At 56.8% G+C, this 26,013-nt stretch carries 20 protein-coding genes and 3 tRNA genes; 11 read left to right on the top strand and 12 right to left on the bottom strand.

All coding sequences use genetic code 11. From position 1 onward, the window contains the following. Positions 1-22: 22 nt before the first annotated feature. On the bottom strand, positions 23-1,459 hold the full coding sequence (sbcB, locus tag ACJ69_RS10420) for an exodeoxyribonuclease I (protein ID WP_407027166.1): 1,437 nt from the start codon (positions 1,457-1,459) through the stop codon (positions 23-25). 198 nt (positions 1,460-1,657) lie between these two features. Here sbcB and dacD point away from each other — a divergent pair, with 198 nt between their 5' ends. The 4 genes from dacD (at position 1,658) to ACJ69_RS10400 (ending at position 5,062) form a co-directional block, all read left to right on the top strand. After that, positions 1,658-2,824 (top strand): serine-type D-Ala-D-Ala carboxypeptidase DacD, encoded by a 1,167-nt coding sequence (dacD, locus tag ACJ69_RS10415; RefSeq protein ID WP_045887846.1) that lies wholly within the window; start codon positions 1,658-1,660, stop codon positions 2,822-2,824. Positions 2,825-2,943: 119 nt separating this feature from the next. Further along, complete coding sequence (sbmC, locus tag ACJ69_RS10410) at positions 2,944-3,417, top strand: DNA gyrase inhibitor SbmC (RefSeq protein ID WP_029739252.1); 474 nt, start codon at positions 2,944-2,946, stop codon at positions 3,415-3,417. Between the two features lie 92 nt (positions 3,418-3,509). Continuing rightward, positions 3,510-4,568 (top strand): FUSC family protein, encoded by a 1,059-nt coding sequence (locus ACJ69_RS10405; protein ID WP_023312358.1) that lies wholly within the window; start codon positions 3,510-3,512, stop codon positions 4,566-4,568. Between the two features lie 158 nt (positions 4,569-4,726). Next, the gene (locus tag ACJ69_RS10400; RefSeq protein WP_008499467.1) at positions 4,727-5,062 is read left to right on the top strand and encodes a DUF496 family protein; all 336 of its coding nucleotides are present in this window, start codon (positions 4,727-4,729) and stop codon (positions 5,060-5,062) included. Between the two features lie 46 nt (positions 5,063-5,108). Here ACJ69_RS10400 and ACJ69_RS10395 read toward each other — a convergent pair whose 3' ends face one another. Next, positions 5,109-5,444 (bottom strand): gamma-glutamylcyclotransferase family protein, encoded by a 336-nt coding sequence (locus ACJ69_RS10395; protein WP_054830036.1) that lies wholly within the window; start codon positions 5,442-5,444, stop codon positions 5,109-5,111. Between the two features lie 53 nt (positions 5,445-5,497). Then, positions 5,498-5,573, bottom strand: a tRNA-Asn gene (locus ACJ69_RS10390). A gap of 161 nt (positions 5,574-5,734) precedes the next feature. On the opposite strand from ACJ69_RS10390, the gene emmdR reads away from it, so the two are divergent. Continuing rightward, complete coding sequence (gene emmdR / locus ACJ69_RS10385) at positions 5,735-7,189, top strand: multidrug efflux MATE transporter EmmdR (protein ID WP_121931991.1); 1,455 nt, start codon at positions 5,735-5,737, stop codon at positions 7,187-7,189. Positions 7,190-7,292: 103 nt separating this feature from the next. After that, a tRNA-Asn gene (locus ACJ69_RS10380) sits at positions 7,293-7,368 on the top strand. Positions 7,369-7,510: 142 nt separating this feature from the next. Here the strand turns inward: ACJ69_RS10380 and ACJ69_RS10375 are convergent. The 3 genes from ACJ69_RS10375 to shiA form a co-directional block, all read right to left on the bottom strand. Beyond that, on the bottom strand, positions 7,511-9,277 hold the full coding sequence (locus ACJ69_RS10375) for an aminopeptidase P family protein (protein WP_059347006.1): 1,767 nt from the start codon (positions 9,275-9,277) through the stop codon (positions 7,511-7,513). Positions 9,278-9,292: 15 nt separating this feature from the next. Continuing rightward, positions 9,293-10,747: an AMP nucleosidase gene (locus tag ACJ69_RS10370; protein WP_047647370.1), complete on the bottom strand. Its 1,455-nt coding sequence runs from the start codon at positions 10,745-10,747 to the stop codon at positions 9,293-9,295. Between the two features lie 73 nt (positions 10,748-10,820). Further along, positions 10,821-12,137 carry a shikimate transporter gene (gene shiA, locus ACJ69_RS10365; RefSeq protein ID WP_059347005.1) on the bottom strand — a complete coding sequence of 439 codons (1,317 nt, stop codon included), beginning with the start codon at positions 12,135-12,137 and terminating at the stop codon, positions 10,821-10,823. A gap of 256 nt (positions 12,138-12,393) precedes the next feature. On the opposite strand from shiA, the gene pagP reads away from it, so the two are divergent. Continuing rightward, the gene (gene pagP, locus ACJ69_RS10360) at positions 12,394-12,969 is read left to right on the top strand and encodes a lipid IV(A) palmitoyltransferase PagP (RefSeq protein WP_059347004.1); all 576 of its coding nucleotides are present in this window, start codon (positions 12,394-12,396) and stop codon (positions 12,967-12,969) included. On the opposite strand, the gene ACJ69_RS10355 is transcribed toward pagP, so the two are convergent. The 4 genes from ACJ69_RS10355 to ACJ69_RS10340 form a co-directional block, all read right to left on the bottom strand. Continuing rightward, positions 12,966-13,931 carry an acyltransferase gene (locus ACJ69_RS10355; RefSeq protein ID WP_047647375.1) on the bottom strand — a complete coding sequence of 322 codons (966 nt, stop codon included), beginning with the start codon at positions 13,929-13,931 and terminating at the stop codon, positions 12,966-12,968. The two genes, pagP and ACJ69_RS10355, sit on opposite strands and share 4 nt — an antisense overlap. Then, a complete protein-coding gene (locus ACJ69_RS10350) occupies positions 13,928-16,990 on the bottom strand; it encodes an efflux RND transporter permease subunit (RefSeq protein ID WP_059347003.1) in 3,063 nt (1,020 codons plus the stop codon). Before ACJ69_RS10350 ends, ACJ69_RS10355 begins: the two co-directional genes overlap by 4 nt. After that, entirely contained in the window at positions 16,990-18,075 is a 1,086-nt protein-coding gene (locus ACJ69_RS10345; protein WP_047647378.1) for an efflux RND transporter periplasmic adaptor subunit, read from the bottom strand. The genes ACJ69_RS10350 and ACJ69_RS10345 overlap by 1 nt, the downstream gene beginning before the upstream one ends. A gap of 274 nt (positions 18,076-18,349) precedes the next feature. Next, positions 18,350-19,047, bottom strand: a protein-coding gene (locus tag ACJ69_RS10340) for an IS1-like element IS1A family transposase (protein ID WP_103215986.1) whose coding sequence is annotated in 2 segments (ribosomal slippage) — positions 18,350-18,798 and positions 18,798-19,047 — 699 coding nt in all. Because the reading frame shifts where the segments join, the coding sequence is not laid out codon by codon here. A 41-nt stretch (positions 19,048-19,088) separates the two neighbouring features. Here ACJ69_RS10340 and ACJ69_RS10335 point away from each other — a divergent pair. Together ACJ69_RS10335 and ldtA are read left to right on the top strand one after the other, a co-directional pair. Then, positions 19,089-21,770, top strand: coding sequence for a cation-transporting P-type ATPase (locus ACJ69_RS10335; RefSeq protein WP_232248323.1), 2,682 nt, complete (start codon positions 19,089-19,091; stop codon positions 21,768-21,770). 61 nt (positions 21,771-21,831) lie between these two features. Then, on the top strand, positions 21,832-22,728 hold the full coding sequence (ldtA, locus tag ACJ69_RS10330) for a L,D-transpeptidase (RefSeq protein ID WP_059347001.1): 897 nt from the start codon (positions 21,832-21,834) through the stop codon (positions 22,726-22,728). A gap of 145 nt (positions 22,729-22,873) precedes the next feature. On the opposite strand, the gene ACJ69_RS10325 is transcribed toward ldtA, so the two are convergent. After that, a tRNA-Asn gene (locus ACJ69_RS10325) sits at positions 22,874-22,949 on the bottom strand. Positions 22,950-23,269: 320 nt separating this feature from the next. Between ACJ69_RS10325 and nac the strand changes: the two genes are divergently transcribed. Both nac and cbl read left to right on the top strand, forming a co-directional pair. Continuing rightward, entirely contained in the window at positions 23,270-24,187 is a 918-nt protein-coding gene (gene nac / locus ACJ69_RS10320; protein WP_054830244.1) for a nitrogen assimilation transcriptional regulator NAC, read from the top strand. Between the two features lie 96 nt (positions 24,188-24,283). Beyond that, the gene (gene cbl, locus ACJ69_RS10315) at positions 24,284-25,234 is read left to right on the top strand and encodes an HTH-type transcriptional regulator Cbl (protein WP_023336219.1); all 951 of its coding nucleotides are present in this window, start codon (positions 24,284-24,286) and stop codon (positions 25,232-25,234) included. A gap of 43 nt (positions 25,235-25,277) precedes the next feature. Here cbl and ACJ69_RS10310 read toward each other — a convergent pair whose 3' ends face one another. Beyond that, the gene (locus ACJ69_RS10310; protein WP_081051431.1) at positions 25,278-25,886 is read right to left on the bottom strand and encodes a glutathione S-transferase family protein; all 609 of its coding nucleotides are present in this window, start codon (positions 25,884-25,886) and stop codon (positions 25,278-25,280) included. Between the last annotated feature and the right edge of the window lie 127 nt (positions 25,887-26,013).

Raw genomic sequence — 26,013 nt, 5'->3', positions numbered from 1 at the left:
CCGGCTTTTTTATACCCATCGATCAAACTATCTCTTGCGCGTACTGGAACAGGGATTTCAACAGTGCCTGTTTCTCAGCATTCCCTTCATACTGGCCATAAAGCATTTCCAGCTCCTGGGCATAGCTATTAAGGAACTCCGGGGTAAAGACATTGCGACGGTGCTGCAGCCAGCGATCCTGCTCTGCCTCGTCCAGCGTGCCGGGGAAGTTACGCGCGCGGTAGTTAAACATCAGCTTTTCGATGCGTTTATCAGCGAAAGTAATATCCAGCGCCGGTAAGTTACGCGGCTCGGTTTGCAGAACGATATTCATCGCCGCACGGTCGGCGTCGCTGAAGAAGCCGTTGTAGAGCTGGGCATCCACGTTTTCAGACGGCATGAACGGCTCCGCCTCGGCAAAGATAGCAACCACTTTCTCGCGCACCTGCGGGTTTTCGCGCAGCGCTTTCAGGTTATCGAGGCAGTGCTGACGGTTAATGCCCAGTCTGTCCGCATCTTCCGGGCGCAGCGTGTTTGCCTGCGCGAGTACCGGACATTTATTGATATGCACCAGTTTGACCGGCACCGCAGGCAGATCGCCGAGTTCATTTTTCGGGGTATAAAGCCGTTCGCGCAGGGTATCGCTGTCGAGCTCAAGCAGCGGCGAAATATCGCCGGCTAAATCCACCATGATGACCGCATTACGGTTGTCCGGATGCCACGCCAGCGGCGCGACCCAGCTGGTATTGCCGCGCCAGGCGCCAAACATGCCGGAGATATGCACCAGGGGTTTCATCTGCGGCACGTCGATAAGGGTCATGAGCTTCTGCTTGCTGCGGTGGCTCAGCAGATATTCAAACAGCCGGGGCTGCGCGTTTTTCACTAGCTTCGCCATGGCAATGGTGGCATAGACGTCCGCCATCGCGTCGTGGGCATTGCTGTGCTCGATGCCGTTGGCGCGCGTCAGGTGTTCCAGCCGGAAGCTCGTCAGCCCTTCCTCATTTTCCGGCCAGTTAATGCCCTCAGGACGCAGGGCATAACAGGCGCGCATGATGTCTAGCAAATCCCAGCGTGAATTGCGGTTCTGCCAGCTCCAGGCATAGGGATCGTAGAAGTTACGATAGAAGATGTTGCGCGTCACTTCGTCATCGAAGCGGATGTTGTTGTAACCGACCACGCAGGTATTGGGGACGGTAAACAGATCGTGGATGCGTCGGGCGAATTCTGCCTCGTTAACGCCTTTCTCGCGCGCTTCCTGAGGAGTGATCCCGGTGACCATGACCGCCCCGGGCTGCGGCAGGTAGTCATCAGCCGGTTTGCAGTAAAAGACCTCAGGCTCGCCAATAATGTTGAATTCGTCGTCGGTACGGATGGCGGCAAACTGCGCCGGTCGGTCCAGCGCCGGGTGCGTGCCAAAGGTTTCGTAGTCATGAAATAAAAAAGTCGGGCGAGCGGCAGAGTCAGACACCAGTAATACCATCCTGTTAAAAAATGACGTCACTATGGTAAACGATCGTGCGGTTCAGACCGAATAAAAAGCACCGCCGTGACGCAAATTTGCGCGCCAGCTTCAGAGAATAATCTGCGTTCTGTCACATTTTTTTGCAATTAAGCCAGGTAACGACATCAGAACTCCCGTAAAAAGGTCATCGATTTTTAATGACCTGAGGATATACCGTTGAAACGCCGTCTGTTTATTGCTGTTTCTTTACTCGCTTCGAGTGTCTCATCTGCTTTTGCGGCCGAACCACTGGATTTTTCGCCGCAGCCTCCGGCCATTCAGGCTGGCTCCTGGGTGCTGATGGACTACACGACTGGCCAGATCTTAACGGCGGGCAACGAACATCAACAACGCAATCCGGCGAGCCTGACCAAGCTGATGACGGGATATGTGGTCGATCGGGCCATTGATAGCCATCGCATTACGCCGGACGACATTGTCACCGTCGGGCGTGACGCGTGGGCAAAAGGCAACCCGGTTTTTGACGGCTCGTCGCTCATGTTCCTGAAAGAGGGCGATCGCGTCTCCGTGCGTGACTTAAGCCGCGGTCTGATTGTCGATTCCGGCAACGACGCCTGCGTGGCGCTGGCCGATCACGTGGCGGGCGGCCAGCCGCAGTTTGTGAAGATGATGAACGACTACGTGCAGAAGCTGAACCTGCGCGATACGCACTTTGAAACCGTCCACGGGCTGGACGCACCGGGCCAGCACAGCTCGGCCTATGACCTGGCCGTACTTTCCCGGGCCATCATTCACGGCGAGCCTGAGTTTTACCATATGTACAGCGAAAAGAGCCTGACCTGGAACGGGATCACCCAGCAAAACCGTAACGGCCTGCTGTGGGATAAAACCATGAACGTGGACGGGCTTAAAACGGGGCACACCTCGGGAGCGGGCTTTAACCTGATTGCGTCCGCCGTTGACGGGCAGCGTCGTTTAATCGCGGTGGTGATGGGGGCGGACAGCCCGAAAGGGCGTGAGGACCAGGCCCGGAAACTGCTGCACTGGGGGCAGCAGAACTTCGATACGGTGCAAATTCTGCACAACGGTAAAAAAGTGGGGACAGAGCGTATCTGGTACGGCGATAAGGAGCAGGTGAAACTGGGCACCGACCAGGACTTCTGGCTGGCCCTGCCGAAAGCGGAAGTGCCGAACATCAAAGCCAAATACGTGCTGGATAAAAAAGAGCTGGAAGCGCCGATTGCTGCGCATCAACGGGTCGGGGAGATCCAGCTCTATGACCGCGACAAGGTGGTGGCGCACTGGCCGCTGGTGACGCTGGAAGCCGTTGATAAAGGTGGACTGTTCTCTCGCATGAGCGATTATCTGCATCACACGCTCTAGCGGTTGACGAGCAGGCTGGCAGGGTTGCGAGTCTGCTCACATAATAAACACTTCTCGTTTGCTGAACCCTCAGAATCCGCTTTATAGTGTATGTATATACAGTAATAAATGGAGGCAGCATGGACTACAGCATCAAGCAGCAAAAGAAACGTAAGATTGCCGGTTTTCATTTGGTCGGACCGTGGGAACAAACGGTAAAACAGGGCTTTGAACAGCTGGTGATGTGGGTGGACGGGCGCCACATTGAGCCGCTGGAGTGGGTTGCGGTCTACTACGATAATCCGGATGAGGTCCCGGCAGAAAAACTGCGCTGCGATACGGCCGTTACGGTACCGGATGATTTCGTTATCCCGGAAAACAGCGAAGGCGTCATGATGACGGAAATCGCGGCCGGGGATTATGCCGTGGCGACGGCGCGCGTGGAAAACTACGACTTCGCCACGCCGTGGTATCAGTTCTTTAATTCCCTGCTGCAGGACAATAAGTACCAGATGGCGCTCAAACCCTGCTTCGAGCGCTATCTCAATGACGGCAATGCAGACGGCTACTGGGATATCGAAATGTATATCGCGGTAGAGCATAAAACGGCTTAAGCCTGCTAAATGAAGGGTTTTTCAGCCGGGAGCGATCCGCCCGGCTGAAAACACAGTACAATTGTGATTTGCCGTGTAGCTGGAGAGCGGGTGTGCGTCCCGACAAATCATTAACCCCTTTTGAAATTCGGTTGTACAAACATTACCGCGTGGTGCACGGGTGTCGCATCGCGCTGGCGTTCGTATTGACGTTTGTACTGGTCCGTTTGCTGGACGTTCCGGAAGGGACGTGGCCGCTGATCACCCTTGTGGTGGTGATGGGGCCCATCTCGTTTTGGGGAAACGTTGTTCCGCGCGCTTTTGAGCGAATTGGCGGGACGGTTTTAGGCTCGGCCCTTGGGCTTATCGCCCTGAAGCTGGAGCTCATCTCATTTCCCGTGATGCTGGCATGGTGCGGTGCCGCCATGTTCCTGTGCGGCTGGCTGGCGCTGGGTAAGAGGCCGTATCAGGCGCTGCTGATTGGTATTACGCTCGCGGTGGTTGTCGGTGCGCCCGCCGGGGATATGACCACCGCGCTGTGGCGAAGCGGGGATGTCATCCTGGGGTCACTGCTGGCCATGCTCTTCACCGGTATCTGGCCGCAGCGGGCTTTTCTGCACTGGCGTATTCAGATGGCGAACTACGTCACCGCCTTTAACCGCGTCTATCAGGCCGGTTTTTCCCCGAATCTGGTTGAGCGTCCCCGGCTGGAAAAGCATCTGCAAACGATCCTCAACGACGTGGTCAAAATGCGCGGCCTGATCACGCCCGCCAGCAAAGAAACCCATATTCAGAAATCGATTTTCGAAGCCATCCAGACGGTAAGCCGCAATCTGGTCTGCATGCTTGAACTGCAGATCAACGCGCACTGGGCCTCGCGTCCCAGCCATCTGTTGATGCTTAACGCGCAGACCCTTAAAGAGACCCAGCAGATGACGCAGCAAACGCTGTTGACCATCGCCCATGCGCTCTATGAAGGGAACCCGCAGCCGATACTGGCCAACAGCGAGCGGCTGAATGAGATCGTTGCGGAGCTGAAGCAGCTAATCAATGAGCGCCAAAGCGATAACGTGGCGGAAACGCCTATTCATGGCTATGTCTGGCTGAGCATGGAACTGGCGCGGCAGCTTGAGCTGTTATCGCACCTTATTTGCCGGGCGCTGCGCAAATAAAAGGCGTATGTGACGCCTGCTGCTTCGATTCAGCAGCAATTGGGGTTATGATAGCTTTAAACGATATACTCATTGTCATTCGCAGCCGCTGTCAGTAAGGTTATTGTTACAACGGTTGCCTTAACGAATCCGAATCTCACATTATCAGGGGTGTAAAAATGGAAACTACCAAGCCTTCGTTCCAGGATGTTCTGGAATTCGTCCGCCTGTTCCGCCGCAAAAACAAGCTGCAGCGTGAAATCCAGGACGTTGAGAAGAAGATCCGTGACAACCAGAAACGTGTTCTGCTGCTCGACAACCTGAGCGACTACATCAAGCCAGGTATGAGCGTTGAAGCTATTCAGGGCATCATCGCCAGCATGAAGAGCGACTATGAAGACCGCGTTGATGACTACATCATCAAAAACGCTGAGCTGTCCAAAGAGCGTCGTGACATCTCTAAAAAGCTGAAAGTGATGGGCGAAATCAAAAACGGCGAAGCAAAAAGCGAGTAATCGCAGCGAATAGTGAAAAAGGCTCTCTGGTGACAGAGAGCCTTTTTTATGATTCAGAACGCGGCTGTAGCTGATAAATCCAGGCCTTAACCTGCTTGCCTTCAAGGGTGGTCACCGTGACCTCAACCCGATCGTAGCCGTCTTCAAATTCGTCCAGCATTTGCCAGTGTGCGGCAAGGTTATCCGAGATAAACAGATAGCCTTCGACGCGGGGTCCGTCAGGGTGGAGCACAATTCCCGGGAAGTCCGCCGCTGCGCCCCAGCCGCGTTCGTAAAACGTGCCGGATACGGAACCGGCCAGCCATTCGCCGCCGATGTCTTCAAGAATATGCGCATTAGAGTGGCCCGGGCGCAGCGTGCCGTAGACAAACAGAGCGTTCATTTTCCCTCATCCGCAAAGCAAAAAGCCTGCTTTAAAAGCAGGCTTTTTAAATTTGGCTCCTCTGACTGGACTCGAACCAGTGACATACGGATTAACAGTCCGCCGTTCTACCGACTGAACTACAGAGGAATCGTTGTGGAGGCTTATCTTAGCGGCGAAAAAAGTTTTGTCAAACCTGATCTTAGGGAAAATCGACCGATTGCTGATTCTGTCGTCAGTTTGTTGTAAATCCACACATCTTTTTCTGGAAAATACTTTGCAGGATTAGCATTTGTCCCCCATCATTTGAAATGGAGTTTCAACTTTTCTCGCTAAGGTCCATTTTGAACGTCACTGCCTCCTTACGCCAGGCGATAACGCGCACGCCGTGGTATGCAAAACGTAAAAGCTATCGTGTCCTGTTCTGGCGTGAAATCACCCCTCTTGCCGTGCCTATCTTCCTGGAAAATACCTGCGTTCTGCTGATGGGGGTCCTGAGCACCTTCCTGGTGAGCTGGCTGGGGAAAGAGGCGATGGCAGGGGTTGGGCTGGCGGACAGCTTTAACATGGTGGTGATCTCGTTCTTTGCCGCCATAGATCTCGGGACGACGGTGGTGGTGGCTTTTAGCCTCGGCAAGCTTGATCCCAAACGTGCACGCGAGGCGGCACGCCAGTCGCTGATGATCATGACCATTTTTTCGATCGTTCTGGCGGCGGTGATCCACTATTTCGGTAAAGAGATTATCGACTTTGTCGCCGGGGAGGCCACGAACGAGGTTAAAGACCTGGCGCTGACCTATCTGGAGATGACCGTCTTAAGCTATCCGGCGGCTGCCATTGCGCTGATTGGCAGCGGCGCGCTGCGCGGGGCGGGCAACACCAAAATTCCGCTGCTGATCAATGGCGGGATGAATATCCTGAATATCATTATCAGCAGCGTGCTGATCTACGGCGTGTTCTCGTGGGAGGGGCTGGGGTTCGTTGGTGCCGGACTGGGGTTAACCATTTCACGCTATATCGGTGCGGTAGCCATCATTGGGGTGCTGATGGCGGGGATCACCCCCTCGCTGCGTCTGACGCTGAAAAGCTATTTCCGTCCCTTTAATTTCGCCATTATCTGGGAAGTGATGGGGATCGGCATTCCCGCGAGCATTGAATCGGTGTTGTTCAACGGCGGGAAGCTGCTCACGCAGATGTTTGTCGCCGGGATGGGCACCGACGTTATCGCCGGTAACTTTATCGCCTTCTCTATTGCCTCGCTGATTAACCTGCCGGGTAACGCGCTGGGTTCGGCTTCGACCATTATTACAGGTAAACGGCTCGGGAAAGGGCAGATAGGCCAGGCGGAGCGGCAGCTGCGGCACGTGTTCTGGCTGTCGACCATTGGGCTGACGCTGATTGCCTGGGGAACCGCGCCGTTTGCCGGGCTGATGGCCTCGTTCTATACCCACGAAGACGACGTTAAAGAGGTCGTTAAGATCCTCATCTGGCTCAACGCGGCCTTCATGCCCATCTGGGCGGCCTCATGGGTATTGCCCGCCGGGCTGAAAGGCGCGCGCGATGCCCGCTTTGCGATGTGGGTATCGATGCTCGGCATGTGGGGATGTCGCGTTGTCGCGGGGTATACGCTCGGGGTGATGCTCGGATGGGGTGTGGTCGGCGTCTGGCTGGGGATGTTCCTCGACTGGGCCGTGCGGGGCGCGCTGTTCTACTGGCGGATGGTCAGCGGGCGCTGGCTGTGGAAATATCCGCGGAAAAATGCCTGACAATTGCGCGAAGTGGAGAATAATTCGGCAAACGATCGGAAATGTGCATTCTGCCTTTGACATCATGGGGGAGCATCGATAATATGCGCCCCGTTCACACGATTCCTCTGTAGTTCAGTCGGTAGAACGGCGGACTGTTAATCCGTATGTCACTGGTTCGAGTCCAGTCAGAGGAGCCAAATTTAAAAAGCCTGCTTTTAAAGCAGGCTTTTTGCTTTTCTGCGCAAGGTAAATGCAAAACGGCAACCTTGTTGCCGTTTTTAGTGTGTGCACCCTCTCCCGTGGGAGAGGGTTGGGGTGAGGGCACCAGACCGCACGAAATTACACACTAATCGGTGCCGTCGCCTCAACCAGCCACGGACGCGCATCGCTATTCACCAGAGGTGAAAGCGCCTCGCGTACCTGCCGGTGATACGCATCCAGCCACTGCTTTTCCTGCTCGCTCAGCAGATGCAGCTCAACCTGACTTAAGTCGATCGGGATCAGCGTCAGCGAGGCAAATTTGCAGAACCCCGGACGGCTCTCCACAATCTCCACCTGGTTTTCAATACGAATACCGTGGCTATCGCCCAGATAGTAGCCCGGCTCGATAGTCATGATATTGCCCGCCACCAGCGGCCACGGGTTGACCTTTTTGGCGATGCGATGCGGGTTCTCATGGATCAGCAGCTGGTGCCCCACGCCGTGTCCCGTACCGTGATCGTAATCCAGCCCCATCTCCCACAGCGGGCGACGCGCAAACGCATCCAGCTGATGCCCCTGAGTCCCGGAAGGGAACTGCAGGGTAATGAGCGACAGGAAGCCTCTCAGCACGGCAGTGTAGTGCAGGCGCTGCTGCGGATCGACTTTCCCCCACGCCAGCGTGCGGGTGGCGTCGGTGGTGCCGTTAGCATACTGGCCGCCGGAATCGTTCAGGTAAAAATGGTCATGCCCGATAGGCTTATTGCTGGCCTCGCTCGAATGGTAGTGGCACATCGCCGCATTGCTCGAAGAGGCGGAGATGGTTTCAAAACTCTGCTCGATGAACCCCGGCTGCTGTTGACGGAACGCAAGCTGCTGCGCCTGTGCGTCCAGCTCGGTGAGCGGTTGCCCAGCCGCCTCGCGCAGCGGTACTTCACGGCTCAGCCAGGCGAGGAAGTTGACCCACGCGGCCCCGTCCTGGTGATGGCACTCGCGATAGCCTGCCAGCTCGACCGGGTTTTTAGTCGCTTTCATCAGGGTGATGGGGTCGGTCCGCCAGACAATTTCTCCCCATGGTTCGATGGCGAAGCGCAGGGCAACCGGCGCGGAATCGGCATCAATCATCACCCGTTTGCCTTTAGCAATCTGCTGGCAGCGTTCAATAAAGGTATCCTGCGGCGCAATGGTGAACGCATTGCGCACATTGTCAGGCAGGGCGCTGAGCTTATTGTCGTTAACAAACCACTCAACGTGACCGTCACGACCGAGAAGGGCAAAGGAGAGCGGTACCGGGCTGTAGGGAATATCCGCACCGCGCACGTTTAGCAGCCAGGCGATGTTATCCGGCAGGGTAACGGCGAGATAATCCGCATTGTTTGCGGCCAGCACGGCGGCGACGCGCTGGCGTTTGTCCGCGCTGCGTTCGCCGCTGTGTTCAACCGGCATTTCACGGATAAGCCCCGCCGGCGCGGCAGGGCGATCGGTCCATAGCGTATCAAATGGCGAGGCCTTCAGAGGCACCAGCTCGCACGGCGTGGCAGACAGTTGCTCAAACTCCGAGTTGGTCATCAGCAGCGCGTCAAAACCGATGCGCGTTCCGGCCGCAACGTTTTCTGCCAGCCATTCTGCCAGCGGTTCGTTGTGCAGGTGGTGGATCTCAACCTCATCCATATTGACCTGAACGCGTGCCTGAACCTGATAGCGCCCGTCGACGAACAGCAGCGCTTTGTTTTTCAACACCAGCGCCACGCCGGCCGAGCCGTCAAAGCCCGTCAGCCAGGCCAGCTTTTCGTCGTAGGGCGCGCAGTATTCGCTCTGCCAGGCATCCGCGCGCGGGACGATCATCCCGTCGAGTTGACTGGCCTCAAGCCAGTGGCGCAGGGCAGAGAGCGGTGATGTGGTGTGCATGGTTTATCCTTGTTATTAGCGGAACGGCGGCTCGTTGAAGGTGCGCAGCTTGCGCGAATGCAGCTTGTCGCCCTCCGCGCGAAGTAAATCAATCGCACGAATACCAATCTGCAGATGCTCTGAGATAGCCCCTTCGTAGAAACGGTTGGCCTGGCCCGGAAGCTTAATTTCGCCGTGCAGCGGCTTATCGGAGACGCACAGCAGCGTGCCGTAAGGAACGCGGAAGCGATATCCCTGGGCGGCGATGGTGGCGCTCTCCATATCGATCGCCACCGCGCGGCTCAGGTTGAACCGCAGCGCGGAGGCGGAGTAGCGCAGCTCCCAGTTGCGGTCATCCGTTGTGACGACCGTGCCGGTGCGCAGGCGCTGTTTAACCTCTTCACCCGGCATGCCGCTGACCTCTTTGGTAGCGTCATACAGCGCGCGCTGTACTTCGGCGATGCTCGGGATTGGGATGTCCGGCGGCAGGACCGCATCAAGCACGTGGTCATCGCGCAGATAGGCGTGTGCCAGCACGTAGTCGCCAATCAGCTGGCTTTCGCGCAGGCCGCCGCAGTGGCCAATCATCAGCCACACGTCCGGGCGCAGGACCGCCAGATGGTCGCAGATGGTCTTGGCATTTGACGGGCCCACGCCGATGTTGATTAGGGTGATGCCCTGACCGTCGGCGGTGATCAGGTGCCAGGCGGGCATCTGGTGCTTTTTCCACGCCAGGTCGGAAATGGCCTGCTCGGGCGCTTCGGTCTCCGCGGTGATCCAGATCCCGCCCGCGCAGGACAGCGCGATGTACGGGCTTTCCGGGTCGAGGATCTGGCTGCAGCCCCAGCGGACAAACTCGTCAACGTAACGGGTGTAGTTGGTAAAGAGCACGAACGGCTGGAAATGTTCGACTGGCGTACCGGTGTAGTGGCGCAGGCGCGCAAGGGAGAAATCGACCCGGCGGGCATCAAAATGCGACAGGGGAGAAAATTCTGCCGGGTGATAAATCCCGTCGGCCGTCTCATCGCCAATCTGTGAAAGTTCTGTCGTCGGGAAGTGGCGGGTCAGCCCCGCGCTCATGGAGCGATCCAGCGTCAGCGCCGAGCCGTCAATCACGTAGGGATACGGGATCTCATGCTGCGAGGGCTCAACGGCAATGTGCGCGCCGTAGTCCTGGTACAGCAGCGTGAGTTGTTCTTCAAGATACGGGCGGAACAGCGCAGGGCGGGTGACGGTGGTGCTGTAGCAGCCGGAGTGGGTAAAGCGCGCGTAGGCGCGGGTTTTGGGATTACTGCTGGCGCTGCCGTCCCAGGTCACAGAGAGCGATGGATAAACAAAAAGGCCCTCGATTCTGGCCTTTTGGTCGGGAAGTTTCCCTGTTTCGATATATTCGCTGATGGCGCCGCGCAGCGCGTTGACGGACTGTTCGTACAGCGCGTCGAGTTTTTCCAGCGCCTGAGCCGGGGTCAGGCTGGAGCCCTTATTATTCATCTCTGTCTCCTTGTTCCACAGGTGTGCGACTCTACCCGATAGTATGTCACACGCCCGTGAAACAAAAGGGAGATCAGCTGTGGCTCGTCTCTTTCATAAGCAGCGCCGTCGCTGCCGACAGCAGGCAGCCGGCCAGCAGATAAATCGCCACGCTGTGCCAGTTGCCGCCGGAGAAGGTCACCAGCGCGGCGGCAATAAACGGCGTAAATCCGCCGCCGACCACGCTTGCCACCTGATAGCCCACGCCCGCGCCGCTGTAGCGGTAGCTTGCGCCGAACAGCTCGGTGAACATCGGCTGCTGTACGCACACCACCATATCGTGAGCGATGTTGGCGAGCATGATGGCGAAGAAGACAATCCAGAAGATCGACTGCGCCTCGAGCGCCATAAAGAACGGCCAGGCGCTGAGGGTGCCAATCAGCGCCCCGGTGATGTAAACGCGGCGGCGGCCAAACCGGTCCGCCAGCCACGCGAAGCAGGGGATTGTCAGGCAGCTGATCCCGCCGACCAGCAGGCCAATATTCAGGAACAGCTCGCGGGGGAGACCGAGGTTCTGCGTCGAATAGTTCAGGGCAAACGCGGTGACGATATACATCGTCAGCAGCTCGCACAGGCGCAGGGCGATAATTTTCAGAAAAGCGCCAGGGTGCTGAACCAGCGCTTCCATCACAGGCAGGCGCTTTTTGGCGAGCGGTTTTTCCAGCTGTTGTTTTTCAAACTCAGCCGACTCCTCCATCCCGTTACGGATCCACAGTGCGGCGATGACCAGCACGATGCTGAAGATGAACGGAATGCGCCAGCCCCAGCTCAGGAACTGTTCGTCGGTAGTAAGCTGGCTGATTAGCGATACCAGCCCGGTAGAAAGCAGCAGGCCTACGCCGTACCCGACCTGTACGCCGCTGCTGTAAAACGCTTTCCGGTGCTTCGGCGCGCTCTCAACGGACAGCAGCGCCGCGCCGCCCCATTCGCCGCCGACGGCGAAGCCCTGGATGGCGCGCAGGGTGACCAGCAGTACCGGCGCCCACCAGCCGATGGAGGCAAACGAGGGGAGAATACCGATAAGCGCGGTGGCGATCCCCATCATCCAGACGGTGAGCATCAGCATGCGCTTGCGGCCAAGACGGTCGCCGAAGTGGCCGAATATCACCCCGCCCAGCGGGCGAAACAGAAAGCCGACGCCGAAGGTGGCAAATGCGGCGAGCGTACCCATCGCAGGGCTGACCTGAGGAAAAAACTCGCGGTTAAACACCAGGGCGGCAGTGATGCCGTAAAGCAGAAAATCATACCAGTCGACGACGGCACCCGCGAAGCTGCCTAAGGCTGCGCGGCGGGCACGATTGAGCGAAGGTGCCTCCTCGTTGGGACGATCGGAGATGAGGGTGGAGTCCATAGTTGTCCTGTCCATACTGATTTTTAATTATTGGTATAAGAAAAGGTCACTCACAAAGCAGCCGTCGTATCAACGGAACCTATGAGACTACCGCGACAAAACGCCTGAGAAAACGTTTTTATCTTTCCGGAAGGCGCTGAATAAATAAATTTCATCTTCCCCTACCTCGATATAAATCAGTCTGTTTGGCTCCGGTTAGTGCTGAATGGATTACAGTTATAGATACCGCTGCGTGGCCTAAGCTGAGGGAATAACGATGCAACGCACCTTTTCGGCATTCTGGATGGTCCTGTTTTTATTCGTCGCACCGCTTAACGCGGAGCCCAACGTCTACGGTGAGCAACGCATCAGCGGCTGGTGGAATGCGCTGACGGATGATATCTCACAGACCTGGGAAGAGCCTCAACGTTACGACCTGTACCTGCCGTTCCTGAGCTGGCACGCTCGCTTTATGTACGACAAAGAAAAAACGGACAATTACAATGAAATGCCGTGGGGCGGCGGGCTGGGCGTTTCCCGCTATAACGAAGAGGGCAACTGGAGCGCGCTGTTCGCGATGATGTTCAAGGACTCGCACAACGAATGGCAGCCCGCGATGGGCTATGGCTGGGAGAAGGGCTGGTATCTGGATAATGCCAAAGATTTCCGCCTTGGGCTCGGCGCCGCGGCGGGCATCACGGCGCGAGATGATTTTGCAAACTATGTCCCGCTACCGTTCATCTTCCCGCTGTTTTCGGCGGGGTATAAGCGCGTTACCGTTCAGTTCACCTATATTCCAGGAACCTATAACAACGGCAACGTGCTCTTTGCCTGGCTGCGCTTAGGCTTTTAAAGGGTGATCACCTTTTTTGCCACGGCGTTAGACAATACCAGCATGGAGAAGAGAACAGAGGTAATGAAAGTGAGCACAATCAGCGCCAGCTTCATACCGAGCGAGGTCACCGGTATCAGCGCCGTCAGCAGATGAAATACCGAGTAGTGCACAATGTACACGCCTGTCATCGTTTTGCTGATGGCGGCCAGAATGGACTCCTTAAATTCAGCGTTGCGGCGAAAGCGCACGCCGTTCGCCGCAATCACCAGGGCAATAATCAGGATGTAGATCTGCGAGCCGGTAAGAATAAAGGCGTTTCTGTCCGCCTTGAACAGCGCGAAGAAGAAGTGGCGCTCGTAAAACCAGGTGAAGAGGTAGATAAACGGGATGGCGACAACCGCCGCCCTGACCACATTTTTGCGGCTAATCCACTCGGCGACTTTCGGGTCGCAGAAAAGTTGCCCCGTCAGATAAAACAGCAGCCACGTCCACAGCCGATACTGCGGTGAAAGAGAAAGGGCGTGCGTTTCAGGATAGAGCGCCGATAGCAGATCGTATCCGTAGGAAAAGAGCAGCAGGGCGGCAATCGCGCCGCAGAACAGCGATCGCCGCTGGCTGAGCCATTCCACTGCCGGGTGGAAGGTGTAAATCACCACAAAGGCGAACACGAACCAGGGCTGGATTAAATACCCGCGCTGATAGGGCTCCCACAGGTAGTAGATCGTTATCCAGAACAGAAAAACAATCACCAGACTTTTAATTTTACCCAGCTGCCAGCGGGTGCCGTGTCGGGATTGTCCGTCGAGATAGCCCGCAACGACAAAAAACAGCGGTGTGGCAATCGTCGAGATAAAGGTCAAAAATCCCAGGATCCAGTGATAGTCGTAATCATAATGATCCCAGGTGTTGTAGATGGTAAAGAAGGTCACCGCCGTCATACAGCCCAGCGTCTTGATAATGTTCAGCCCTGTCGCATTCATTGTGGTTTGGCTTCGTCCTTACGATGGAAACACGCATAGATAACGGGGAGTACCAGCAGCGTCAGGATTGTAGCAAACCCCAGTCCAAACATAATCACAACGGCCATGCTCTGGAAGAAAACGTCCAGCAGCAGCGGAGCCAGGCCAAGTACGGTCGTGAAGGCGGTGAGCAGGATGGGGCGCAGGCGCGAGGTCGCGGCGTACACGATCGCCTCGTGCTGATCCTTTTGCGTTTTTTGCTGTTCGATCTCTTCCACCAGCACGATGCCGTTGCGGATCAGCATGCCGCTCAGGCTCAGCAGACCAATCAGCGCCATAAAGCCAAAGGGAATGCCGGTAAGTAAAAATCCCGGCGTCACGCCAATCAGCGCCAGCGGTACGGTCAGCCAGATGGCGACCGCATTTTTCACCGAGCTGAACATCAGCACCGTAATAACAAACATCACCAGATACCCGAGAGGTAGCGTAGTGAATAGCCCTTGCTGCGCTTCGCTGGAGTTTTCCACGTCGCCCCCCCACTCGATGCTGTAGCCGTGTGGCAGGGGAAGGGCATCCACTTGCGGCTTCACCCGGGCGAGAATGTCCCCGGAGGTTTGCTGGCTCAGCGGATCGGGATCGGTCTGCACCGTCAGCACCCGCGAGCGGTCGCGTCGAAGGATGAGCGGATCTTCCCACTCCAGCGAGAAGCGGCTGACGACGTTACTCAGCGGGATATACTGCTGCCGCGTCTGGCTCCACACCAGCACGTTGTTCAGGTGATTGGCGTCCAGCCGTTCGCTCTCAGGCGGGCGCACCACGACCGGGAGCAGGTCGCTGCCTTCCCGGTACAGCCCCGCCCGGCTGCCGGAGAAGTTCATCTCCAGCGCGTTATCAACGTCCTGCTTATCTACGCCAAGCTCGCGGCCCAGGGCGGCAACGTACTGTGGGCGGATCACCTTGCTGCGGTTTTGCCAGTCGTTCCTGACGCTGCCCGTGGCCGGGTCGCGCGTGAGGATATCGTCCACCTGGCTGGCTATCAGACGCAGCCGGTCAGGCTCGGGGCCTTTAATGCGCACCTCAATGGCGCTGTCGCCGGAGGGGCCAAACATGACGCGTTTGGTGCTGGCGTTGACCTGCGGATAGTTTCGCGCGATGTACTCGTCCACGTGGCGCGTCAGGGCAGAAATGTTACGCTGGTCATCCATTCTTACCATGATTTGGGCATAGTTGCCGTACTGGCGCTGTCCGCTGTAGGTCAGAATAAAGCGCATACTTCCCTGACCAATGGTTGAGACGGTGGTCTCCACGCCAGGCTGGCCATTGATCGTCTTTTCAATATCGCTGGTCATTTTCTCAGTCCACTTGATATCCGTACCGTAGGGTAACCACAGGTCGACAAAGAAAATCGGCGTATTAGACGACGGGAAAAAGTTTTGCCGTACGGCGCCGAAGCCCAAGACAGACGCTGCCAGCAGCGCAGCCATCACAATGAGCGTCGGTGCCTTATGGTGCAGCAGCGTGTTAAGCAGGCGCTGGTAGGCGCGGTAGAGGCGTTTGTCGTAAGGATCTGACTCGTCGGTTTTATCGGGCGCGCTGTCGTTTTTAAACAACCACCACTTAATCAGCACCGGGGTGAGGGTGAGCGCCGAGAACCAGCTCAGCATCAGGGAAATCAGCAGCACCTGGAACAGGGATTTACAGTATTCCCCGGTGGAATCCTGCGACAGCCCGATAGGGGCAAACGCCAGGATGGCAATCACCGTCGCCCCCAGCAGCGGCAGGGCGGAGCGGCGGATGATGTAGTTCACGGCGGTTTGCAGCGGGGAGCCCTGCTGTCGGGCAATCAACACCCCTTCGACAATCACGATGGCGTTATCCACCAGCATGCTGAGAGCGATAATCAGCGCCCCGAGCGAGATGCGCTGCAGCTCAATGCCCCACAGATACATAATCAGCAGCGTGCCGAGCACGTTAAGCGCGAGAGAAAACGCAATGATGATCCCGCTGCGTACGCCCATAAAGACCAGCAGCACGCCGATGACAATCGCCAGCGCCATCAGAAAGTTAATAATAAAACCGTTAACGGAGTGGCCCACTTCGGCTGCCTGATCGTAAAACAGGTCTATCTGTATGCCTGCCGGTTTTTCCGCCGACATCTGGTTTAGCTTCGCCTCCAGCGCGTGGCCCACGTCGATAACGTTCACGCCGGGAATAAACGAGACGCCCATGGTAACGGCTTTTTTGCCGTTGGCATGGTAGATACTGGCCGGCGATTCGTTCAGCCCGCGCGACAGCGTGGCGATATCCCGCAGACGCGTCGCCGCCCCGGTGCCGGAAGGCGTGATGATGATATCCGCCAGTTCATCAAGATTCTCGAACTCACCGGTCGGGTGCAGGCGAATGGATTCGGTGCCGGAGGTGATTTCTCCGGCGCTGGAAACGACGTTAAGTCTGCTGAGCAGGGCGGAAAGCTGGTTCAGCGTAATGCCGCGCGCGGCCATTTTGGTCAGGGAGATATCGATATTGACCTGTTGGCTAATGGCCCCGCCGATGGCGACCTTCGCGACGCCGGGGATCAGAATCAACTCCCGGCGCAGCTGCTCCGCATATCGCACCAGTTCAGGATTACTGAATTCATCTCCGGAAATGGCGAAGAAGAAGCCGAACACGTCGCCGAAATCGTCATTCACAAAGGGCGTGACGACGCCGGGCGGGAACTGACGCGAGGCATCGCCCACGCGGCGGCGCAGTTCATCCCAAATCTGCGGCAGCTCGTTCGAGTGATAGCGAGAAGCGATGTTAACGGTGATTTGCGACAGACCGTTTGAAGAGATGGAGCTCACGTTGTCCAGATAAGGCAGCTGCTGAAGGGCATTCTCCAGCGGAAGCGTCACCTCTTCTTCCACCTGCTGAGCGGATGCGCCGGGGTAGTGGGTGACCACCACTGCGGTTTTGATGGTAAAAGCGGGATCTTCCAGCCTGCCGATATTCAACAGGGCGAAAATACCCCCGATGCCCAGCAGCAGGATCGTTAGCCAGACGCGAACAGGGTTATTGATAAATTGACGAGAGATATCCATTACAGTCCCCGTTCACGCGTCCAGATACGCACCGGCTGGTTAGCATGGAGCTCACCAACGCCCGCGGCCACCACGCGTTCGCCCGCCTTAAGCCCGCTGGTAATCACCACGCCTTCGGTGCTCACTTGCCCCACGCTGACCTTGCGGTCTTCCAGATGCAGCGCATCGCCTTCGCCCGTTACGACCCAGACGTGCGGCTCGTTGCGCGGGCTGTTGTTCGGGTTAAAGACTGCCTCAACCGGTACGACCAGCGCCTGAGCGTCCGCGCCCGCCGGGAGGTTGGTTAAATTGATGGTCACCGTACCGCTTACGCCACCGACGGCGGGAAAATCATCTGGCCGCGGCATGGTGAGTATCACCTGCCAGGTCAGGGTATTGCTGTCGCTGCTGCCCGAATGCTCTTTGTAGACGGCGGTAAATTCCCGATCCGGCATGGCGTTAATTCTCACCACGGGGCGATATTGCGCGTTGCGAATATCAAAGGTCTTAAACAGGTTTTCAGGGATGCTGAACACCACGTCCAGCAGGTCGGTGCGGGTTAACGTCGCGATGGGCTGGCCGGGGGACACTACCTGATGGTTTCGCACGTGCACGCTGGCCGCCGTCCCGCTGAAGGGGGCAACGAGCGTCATCTGATTTAGCTCTTCTCGGGCAATCTGCAGCGCCGCATTCGCCGAATCGCGGTTCGCGCGCTGCACGTCCATTTCCGCTTTCGAAATCGCCTGGCGGCCTGCCAGCGTCTGGAAGCGGTCGAACTGCCTCTGGGCCAGCGTCGCCGCCGTTTGCCTGTCGTTAACCCGCTGCTGGGCTTCACGGGCGTTCAGTCTGGCAAGCTGTTGCCCCTGTTTGATGGCTGCACCCTGACGCACATCGAGCGCTTCAATTTGACCTGCGCGCTTAAAGGAAAGGTCTGTGGCATCGCCCGATTCAATGCGGGCGGGAAAAACGCGCTGCTGGGCGTGACCTGGAACCGTCACCTCCGCCACTTTTACCATCCTGGGAAGGGGGGAAGCTTGCTTCGGTTTTGGATCGCACGCCGTGAGCGTTAACAAAACGAACGGTAAAAGAGAGAGGTAGCGGTTCACTGTATTCCCCTAATAAATAACTGTTTTATTTATTCCATAACCTGGACAGGGGGTGACACTATTCTGCCAGAACAGTGACGACCATATAGGTAAATAAACCAATCGCCGTGCTGGCGATAATGGCAAGTGCAATAAACATACCCAGGCGGATCAGGCTTAAACCATACATACATTCCTCCATGAGCCGGAAGCGGTGGCTGACTATGAGCATAGTCGGCGAAAAGATAAATGTTAAATAACCATTATCAGTGGGGAAACGGGTAATGACTCCAAATTATTGATAGTGTTTTATGTTCAGATAATGCCCGATGACTTTATCATGCAGCTCCACCGATTTTGAGAACGACAGCGACTTCCGTCCCAGCCGTGCCAGGTGCTGCCTCAGATTCAGGTTATGCCGCTCAATTCGCTGCGTATATCGCTTGCTGATTACGTGCAGCTTTCCCTTCAGGCGGGATTCATACAGCGGCCAGCCATCCGTCATCCATATCACCACGTCAAAGGGTGACAGCAGGCTCATAAGACGCCCCAGCGTCGCCATAGTGCGTTCACCGAATACGTGCGCAACAACCGTCTTCCGGAGCCTGTCATACGCGTAAAACAGCCAGCGCTGGCGCGATTTAGCCCCGACGTAGCCCCACTGTTCGTCCATTTCCGCGCAGACGATGACGTCACTGCCCGGCTGTATGCGCGAGGTTACCGACTGCGGCCTGAGTTTTTTAAGTGACGTAAAATCGTGTTGAGGCCAACGCCCATAATGCGGGCGGTTGCCCGGCATCCAACGCCATTCATGGCCATATCAATGATTTTCTGGTGCGTACCGGGTTGAGAGGCGGTGTATGTGAACTGTAACTGCCATGTTTTACGGCAGTGAGAGCAGAGATAGCGCTGATGTCCGGCAGTACTTTTACCGTTACGCACCACCCCGTCAGTAGCTGAACAGGAGGGACAGCTGATAGAAACAGAAGCCACTGGAGCACCTCAAAAACACCATCATACACTAAATCAGTAAGTTGGCAGCATCACCGTATTATCAACAAACCGTTGACGAAACCCTGTCGAATATCCACTCCACCCTGGAAGGCCTTAGCGGCACAGAGGCATCAGCCCGACTTCAGCAGCACGGTGAGAATGCGTTACCGCAAAAAAAGGGTAAACCCGCCTGGCTACGCTTCCTGGCGCATTTTAACGACGTATTGATTTACGTTCTGCTGGTGGCCGCGTTGCTTAAGCTCTTTATGGGCCACTGGGTAGACATGTTTGTGATCCTTGGGGTTGCCATCATTAACGCGCTGATTGGCCATATCCAGGAGAGCAATGCTGAAAAATCGCTGCAGAGCATTCGCAATATGCTCTCCAGCGAAGCCGTGGTGGTACGACAGGGGAATCACGAAACGATCCCCACCACGGCGCTGGTCCCGGGAGATATCGTGGTGATCCGCGCCGGGGATCGTATCCCTGCGGACCTGCGCGTGGTTGAAGCGCATAAGCTGCGCGTGGAGGAGGCCATCCTGACCGGCGAATCCACCGTTGTTGAGAAAAACAGCGATGCGTTAAGCGGGGAACTGCCTTTAGGTGACCGGTATAATCTGCTCTACTCAGGCACTACCGTCAGCTCCGGCGGCGGTAAAGGCGTGGTGGTGGCAACCGGGGGCGAGACCGAGCTGGGCCACATCAATCAGATGATGTCCGACATTGAAAAGCACCGCACGCCGCTGATGGTGCAGATGGATAAGCTCGGTAAGACCATCTTCATCACTATCCTGGTGATGATGGTGGCGCTGTTTGTCTTTAGCCTCCTGTTCCGGGATATGCCGGTTTCTGAACTGGTGCTGTCGCTTATCAGCCTCGCCGTTGCCGCCGTGCCGGAAGGCCTGCCGGCCATTATTTCCATCATCCTTTCGCTTGGCGTACAGGCCATGGCGCGTCGCAAGGCCATTATTCGCAAGCTGCCTACGGTTGAAACGCTGGGGGCGATGACGGTCATCTGCTCGGATAAAACCGGCACCCTGACGATGAATGAAATGACGGTCAAAGCGGTGATTACCGCTGACACGACCTATCGCGTAGAGGGCGACAGCTACGAACCGGTGGGGAATATTCACCCCGTAGATGACCCGACGCCCGTCAGCGTGACGCAGGGTTCCCTGCTGGAACGCTACCTGCGCACCATTGACCTCTGCAATGACAGCCAGCTAATCAAAGACGAGCAGGGGCTGTGGAAAATCACCGGGGGTCCAACCGAGGGCGCGCTTAAGGTGCTGGCGGCGAAAATCCCGCTCCCACCGCTCGACACCGAAATGCGCAGCAAAATCCCGTTTGATTCACAGTATAAATACATGTCCACGCTGTACCGGCTGGGCGATGAAGAGGTGATTTTAATCACCGGCGCGCCGGACGTCCTGTTCCGCCTCTGCCAGTATCAGCAGACGAATGACGGACTGCAGCCGTTCGATCAGCCTTACTGGGAAGGGAAGATTGAAGAGTATGCCCGGGAAGGTTTGCGCATGGTGGCCGCGGCCTGGAAACCTGCCCGCGAGGGACAACGCGAGCTGGATCACCCGGACCTGCATGATGGCGTGATCCTGCTGGGTATTGCAGGGATGATGGACCCGCCGCGTCCAGAGGCCATTACCGCCATTGCCGACTGTCTGCAGGCCGGGATCCGCGTGAAAATGATCACCGGCGACCACCCGCAAACGGCAATGAGCATTGGGCAAATGTTGGGGATTGGTAACGCCGCAAGCGCTATCACCGGACGTGAGCTGGAAGCGATGGACGATCGTCAGCTGAGCGACGCCGCGCAGCAGTACGATATTTTCGCCCGAACCAGCCCGGAGGATAAATTCCGCCTTGTGCAGGCTCTGCAAAGTAAGCAGGAAGTCGTGGGCATGACCGGGGATGGCGTAAATGATGCCCCCGCGCTCAAGCGGGCGGATGTGGGTATCGCCATGGGGATTAAGGGAACGGAAGTGACCAAGGAAGCCGCCGACATGGTGCTAACGGATGACAACTTTGCCACCATTGCCAGCGCGGTGCACGAGGGACGCCGGGTTTACGACAACCTGAAAAAGACCATTCTGTTCGTTATCCCCAGCAACATCGCGCAGGCTCTGCTGATCATCATCGCGCTGCTGGCGGGGAACCTGATCCCGCTGACGCCGGTCCTGATTCTGTGGATGAACATGGCGACGTCGGCAACGCTGTCGTTTGGCCTGGCGTTTGAAGCGGGTGAGAAGGACATCATGAACCGGCCACCGCGAAAGGCTAATCTTCATGTAATGGACCGCTATGCCATCTGGCGCGTCGTGTTTGTCGGTCTGATGATTGCCATTAGCGCCTTCGTGCTGGAAGCCTGGCTTCAGCCGCGCGGTTATTCGGCGGAATTTATCCGCACCGTGCTGCTGCAAACCCTGGTCACTGCGCAGTGGTTCTACATGCTCAACTGCCGCGTTAATGACGGCTTCTCGCTGAGCAAAGGCCTGCTGGCGAACAAAGGGATTTGGATCGTGAGCGGCTTACTGCTGGCGTTACAGCTTCTTATCATTTACGCACCGTTCATGCAGATGCTGTTTGGCACCGAAGCGCTGCCGTTCCGCTACTGGGTCATCACCTTCCTGATTGGTTTTGTGATGTTCCTTATTGTCGAGGCGGAGAAAGTGCTGACGCGCAGGTGGCGCAAAACCGAGGCGTAATAGCGTAAACTGAGAAAGCCTGCCTGAGACCAGGCTTTCTCTTTTTTGAGCACAGGAAACTATGATTCGACTTACCTGGTTCGTCCTTACGCTGTGTGCCGCTGTACCCGGTGCGTTTGCCGTAACCTATACGCTTCCGCCGGAAGGCAGTCGTCTGGTGGGAAACCCGATTATCATCACCGTTCCCGAAGGCAACACGCTGCCTCTGGAAGCCTTTGCCGCGCGGTACGGGCAGGGGCTAAGCAATATGCTGGAAGCAAACCCGGGCGTGGATCCTTTTTTGCCCAAATCCGGCACCCGGCTGGTGATACCTCAGCAGCTGATTTTGCCTGACACCGTCCGCGAGGGCATTATCGTTAACGCGGCAGAAATGCGCCTTTACTATTACCCACCTGGCGGTAACACCGTTGAAGTGCTGCCCATCGGCATCGGTCAGGCCGGGCGCGAAACCCCGCGTAACTGGGTGACGGCCGTTGAGCGTAAGCAGGAGGGGCCAACCTGGTCTCCGACGCCGAATACGCGTCGCGCCTATGCGGCAGAAGGGAAAACGCTGCCGGCATTCGTGCCCGCCGGGCCGGATAACCCGATGGGGCTGTATGCGATTTATATCGGCAGGCTGTATGCCATTCACGGCACAAACTCGAATTTCGGCATCGGGCTGCGGGTGAGCCAGGGCTGTATCCGTCTGCGTAATAACGACATCAAGTATCTTTTCGATAATGTTCCCGTAGGCACCCGCGTGCAGCTGATCGACAGGCCGGTTAAAGTCACCACCGAGCCGGACGGCAGCCGCTGGGTGGAAGTTCACGAGCCATTATCACGTAACCGCGCGGAGTTTGAATCGACCAGTAAAGTGCCGCTGCCTATTTCAGCCGCGCAGCGAACGCAGCTGATAAACGAGGGCGCGGGCGCTGAGCTGGAACGGCGGTCGGGGATGCCGGTTAAGATCGGCATGTGAAGGGAAAGTGCGGGCTGGTGCCCTCACCCCAGCCCTCTCCCACGGGAGAGGGTGCAAACACTAAAAACGGCAACCCGGTTGCCGTTTTGCATTTACCTTGCGCAGAAAAGCAAAAAGCCTGCTTTAAAAGCAGGCTTTTTAAATTTGGCTCCTCTGACTGGACTCGAACCAGTGACATACGGATTAACAGTCCGCCGTTCTACCGACTGAACTACAGAGGAATCGTGTGAACGGGGCGCATATTATCGACCTGCGTTCGCCTTGTCAAAGGGTGGATCAACGCCTTTTGATCGTTTGCTGACAAAATCGGCAAAGTGATGTTTTTGACAGCGGAATGCACCGTCATGGTGCGGGTATACCCCTAATGGGGCAGATCATAAACTGCTGTTTCGGTAATAAAACCCCCCTCTGTAATTAGGTTTCCTTATTTTCAGGCGCTTAGCGAACAATTTAGACCGCCTGGTAAAAGTGGCATTCATATTGCAAAACCTGTTCAACAACGACAGCCGTTTCCGGCACAGCATTTCGAACAGGGGGCAAAATGAACTTAAGACGACTGAAATACTTCGTAAAAATCGTCGATATCGGCAGCCTGACTCAAGCGGCAGAAGTGCTGCATATCGCGCAGCCTGCGCTGAGCCAGCAGGTGGCTACTCTGGAAGGCGAGATGGATCAGCAGCTGTTGATCCGCACCAAACGCGGCGTCACGCCAACGGAAGCAGGCAAGATCCTGTATACCCATGCGCGCACCATCCTTCGCCAGTGTGAACAGGCGCAGCTGGCGGTGAATAACGTGGGCCAGACCCTGAGCGGGCACGTTTCTATCGGCCTGGCGCCGGGAACGGCCGCGTCCTCTATTACCATGCCGCTGCTGCAGGCCGTTCGCGCCGAGCTGCCTGAGGTGCTGGTGTACCTGCATGAAAACAGCGGCTCCGTGCTGAATGACAAACTGCTCAACGGCCAGCTGGATATGGCGGTCCTTTACGATCGCTCCCCGGTCGCCGGCATCACCAGCCAGCCGCTGCTGAAAGAAGATCTCTACCTCGTGGGGACCCGCGACTGTCCGGGCCAGAGCGTAGACCTTACCGCCGTGGCAGAGATGAACCTTTATCTGCCGCGCGACTACAGCGCCGTGCGCGTGCGCGTGGATGAAGCGTTCTCCCTGCGCCGCCTGACGGCCAAAATCATCGGCGAAATTGACTCAATCTCCACGCTCACCGCGGCCATTGCCAGCGGAATGGGCGTGACGGTTCTGCCGGAATTCGCAGCACGCTCGCTGTGCAGCGCGGCAAACGGCTGGATGGCGCGCATCACCACGCCTTCGATGAGCCTGCCGCTGTCGCTGAATATGTCTGCACGCGGTTCGCTGTCGCCGCAGGCGCAGGCGGTAAAAGAGATTTTGATGTCGCTGGTCAGCAAGCCGTCGCTTGAGAACCGTGAACTCCAGCTCGTGAGCTGATATTCCATAAAAGCATAAGATGCTGGTTTTTATTATTTTTTCTGCAGCGCGGCTGACTCTAACAATAGAGCTATGTCAGATGCGCCGGAGTGAATCGTGAATTTCCAGCAACTTAAAATTATCCGTGAGGCGGCCAGGCGGGACTACAACCTGACCGAGGTCGCCAATATGCTTTATACCTCTCAGTCCGGCGTCAGCCGCCATATCCGCGAGCTGGAAGAGGAGCTGGGCATAGAGATCTTTATCCGTCGCGGCAAGCGGCTGCTCGGCATGACGGAGCCGGGTAAGGCTTTGCTCACCATCGCTGAGCGGATCCTCAACGAGGCCAGCAACGTGCGCCGTCTGGCGGATCTCTTTACCAATGACGCCTCGGGCGTACTCACCATCGCCACCACCCACACCCAGGCGCGCTACAGCCTGCCCCCGGTGATTAAAGCGTTCCGCGAACTTTTCCCCGACGTCCGTCTGGAGCTCATCCAGGGCACGCCGCAGGAAATTGAAGTGCTGCTGCAAAACGGTGGGGCGGATATCGGCATTGCCAGCGAACGCCTGAGCAACGACCCGCTGCTGGTGGCGTTCCCCTGGTTCCGCTGGTACCACAGCTTATTACTCCCGGTCGATCACCCGCTGAATCAGGTTTCCCCTCTGACGCTGGAAGACGTTGCGAAATGGCCGCTGATTACCTACCGCCAGGGGATCACCGGACGTTCGCGCATAGACGAGGCGTTCAACCGCAAAGGGCTAACGCCGGACGTGGTGCTGAGCGCGCAGGATTCTGACGTGATCAAAACCTACGTCGAGCTGGGTCTGGGCATTGGTCTGGTGGCGGAACAGTCCAGTGGAGAACGCGAGGACGGGAACCTGGTGCGTCTTGATACGCGTCATCTGTTTGACGCCAATACCGTATGGCTTGGCCTGAAGCGCGGGCAGCTGCAGCGCAACTACGTGTGGCGCTTTATCGAGCTCTGCAACGCCGGGCTGTCGGTGGATGAGATTAAACGCCAGGTGATGGAACCGGAAGAAGTGGCGATTGATTATCAGATTTAGGCGCTGGTTTGCCCGGTAGCGCTGCGCTGACCGGGCTCATCGCTTAGTTGAACGGATATTTTTTAAAGACCGCCTGTGATTCGAATGATTCGGCAACCGCCTGAATCTCTCTAAAATCCGCTGCGTTAACGACGTGCGGGATCATCGACTGAATAAACGTCCAGACAACCGTGCTCGTGACGGCAACCTGATCGGGAGCGGCGGAGGCCGGACGCGTCTTCAGCAAGGCATTCCATTCCCTGCAGGCCGCCAGCAGCTGGGTTGTAATGCGTTCGACCCATAAAGCGTGCTGCTTTTCCACCGGGCGCTGGTGGTGTTCATACACATTTTGCACGGCTTTCTCCGCGGCGGCGAGGATAAAGCCCAGCGTCTGAAGATCGTTTGCCAGCGCATCCGGCGCGACGGGCAGGAGCCTCCGTTCGGGTGTGGCCTGAGCCTCGAAATAATCCAGTATCAGCGACGAGTCCATCAAACGTATTCCGTTATCCAGAATCAGCGTGGGCGCTTTTACCGCGGGGTTGATTCGGGAGAACGCTTCGAAAGTGCTAAAGACCGACAGCGGCTGGCTTTCAAACTCAACGCCATAAAGCTCAAGGGAGATCGCCACGCGCCGTACATAAGGTGAATCCATCATGCCAACAAGCTTAATCATCGTTCCCGTTTTCCTGTCTCTGTGAAATAACGCGTCATTGAAGAGGATGAACAGACAGTACAATACAAACTTCCTGGCGAATATCTTCAGTATCTTACCGTAAAGGTTAGTATTACTGACATGTGGG

This window comes from Enterobacter asburiae (genome assembly GCF_001521715.1).
In the GTDB taxonomy this organism is placed as follows: domain Bacteria; phylum Pseudomonadota; class Gammaproteobacteria; order Enterobacterales; family Enterobacteriaceae; genus Enterobacter; species Enterobacter asburiae.
This window is presented reverse-complemented; position numbering and strand designations above follow the sequence as displayed.

What these genes read in the sequence shown, in the direction of transcription:
- sbcB (WP_407027166.1), bottom strand. Translation starts at nt 1,459, where the DNA reads ATGGTATTACTGGTGTCTGACTCTGCCGCTCGCCCGACTTTTTTATTT.
- sbmC (WP_029739252.1), top strand. Translation starts at nt 2,944, where the DNA reads ATGGACTACAGCATCAAGCAGCAAAAGAAACGTAAGATTGCCGGTTTT.
- ACJ69_RS10400 (WP_008499467.1), top strand. Translation starts at nt 4,727, where the DNA reads ATGGAAACTACCAAGCCTTCGTTCCAGGATGTTCTGGAATTCGTCCGC.
- ACJ69_RS10395 (WP_054830036.1), bottom strand. Translation starts at nt 5,444, where the DNA reads ATGAACGCTCTGTTTGTCTACGGCACGCTGCGCCCGGGCCACTCTAAT.
- emmdR (WP_121931991.1), top strand. Translation starts at nt 5,735, where the DNA reads ATGGAGTTTCAACTTTTCTCGCTAAGGTCCATTTTGAACGTCACTGCC.
- ACJ69_RS10375 (WP_059347006.1), bottom strand. Translation starts at nt 9,277, where the DNA reads ATGCACACCACATCACCGCTCTCTGCCCTGCGCCACTGGCTTGAGGCC.
- ACJ69_RS10370 (WP_047647370.1), bottom strand. Translation starts at nt 10,747, where the DNA reads ATGAATAATAAGGGCTCCAGCCTGACCCCGGCTCAGGCGCTGGAAAAA.
- shiA (WP_059347005.1), bottom strand. Translation starts at nt 12,137, where the DNA reads ATGGACTCCACCCTCATCTCCGATCGTCCCAACGAGGAGGCACCTTCG.
- pagP (WP_059347004.1), top strand. Translation starts at nt 12,394, where the DNA reads ATGCAACGCACCTTTTCGGCATTCTGGATGGTCCTGTTTTTATTCGTC.
- ACJ69_RS10355 (WP_047647375.1), bottom strand. Translation starts at nt 13,931, where the DNA reads ATGAATGCGACAGGGCTGAACATTATCAAGACGCTGGGCTGTATGACG.
- ACJ69_RS10350 (WP_059347003.1), bottom strand. Translation starts at nt 16,990, where the DNA reads ATGGATATCTCTCGTCAATTTATCAATAACCCTGTTCGCGTCTGGCTA.
- ldtA (WP_059347001.1), top strand. Translation starts at nt 21,832, where the DNA reads ATGATTCGACTTACCTGGTTCGTCCTTACGCTGTGTGCCGCTGTACCC.
- nac (WP_054830244.1), top strand. Translation starts at nt 23,270, where the DNA reads ATGAACTTAAGACGACTGAAATACTTCGTAAAAATCGTCGATATCGGC.
- ACJ69_RS10310 (WP_081051431.1), bottom strand. Translation starts at nt 25,886, where the DNA reads ATGATTAAGCTTGTTGGCATGATGGATTCACCTTATGTACGGCGCGTG.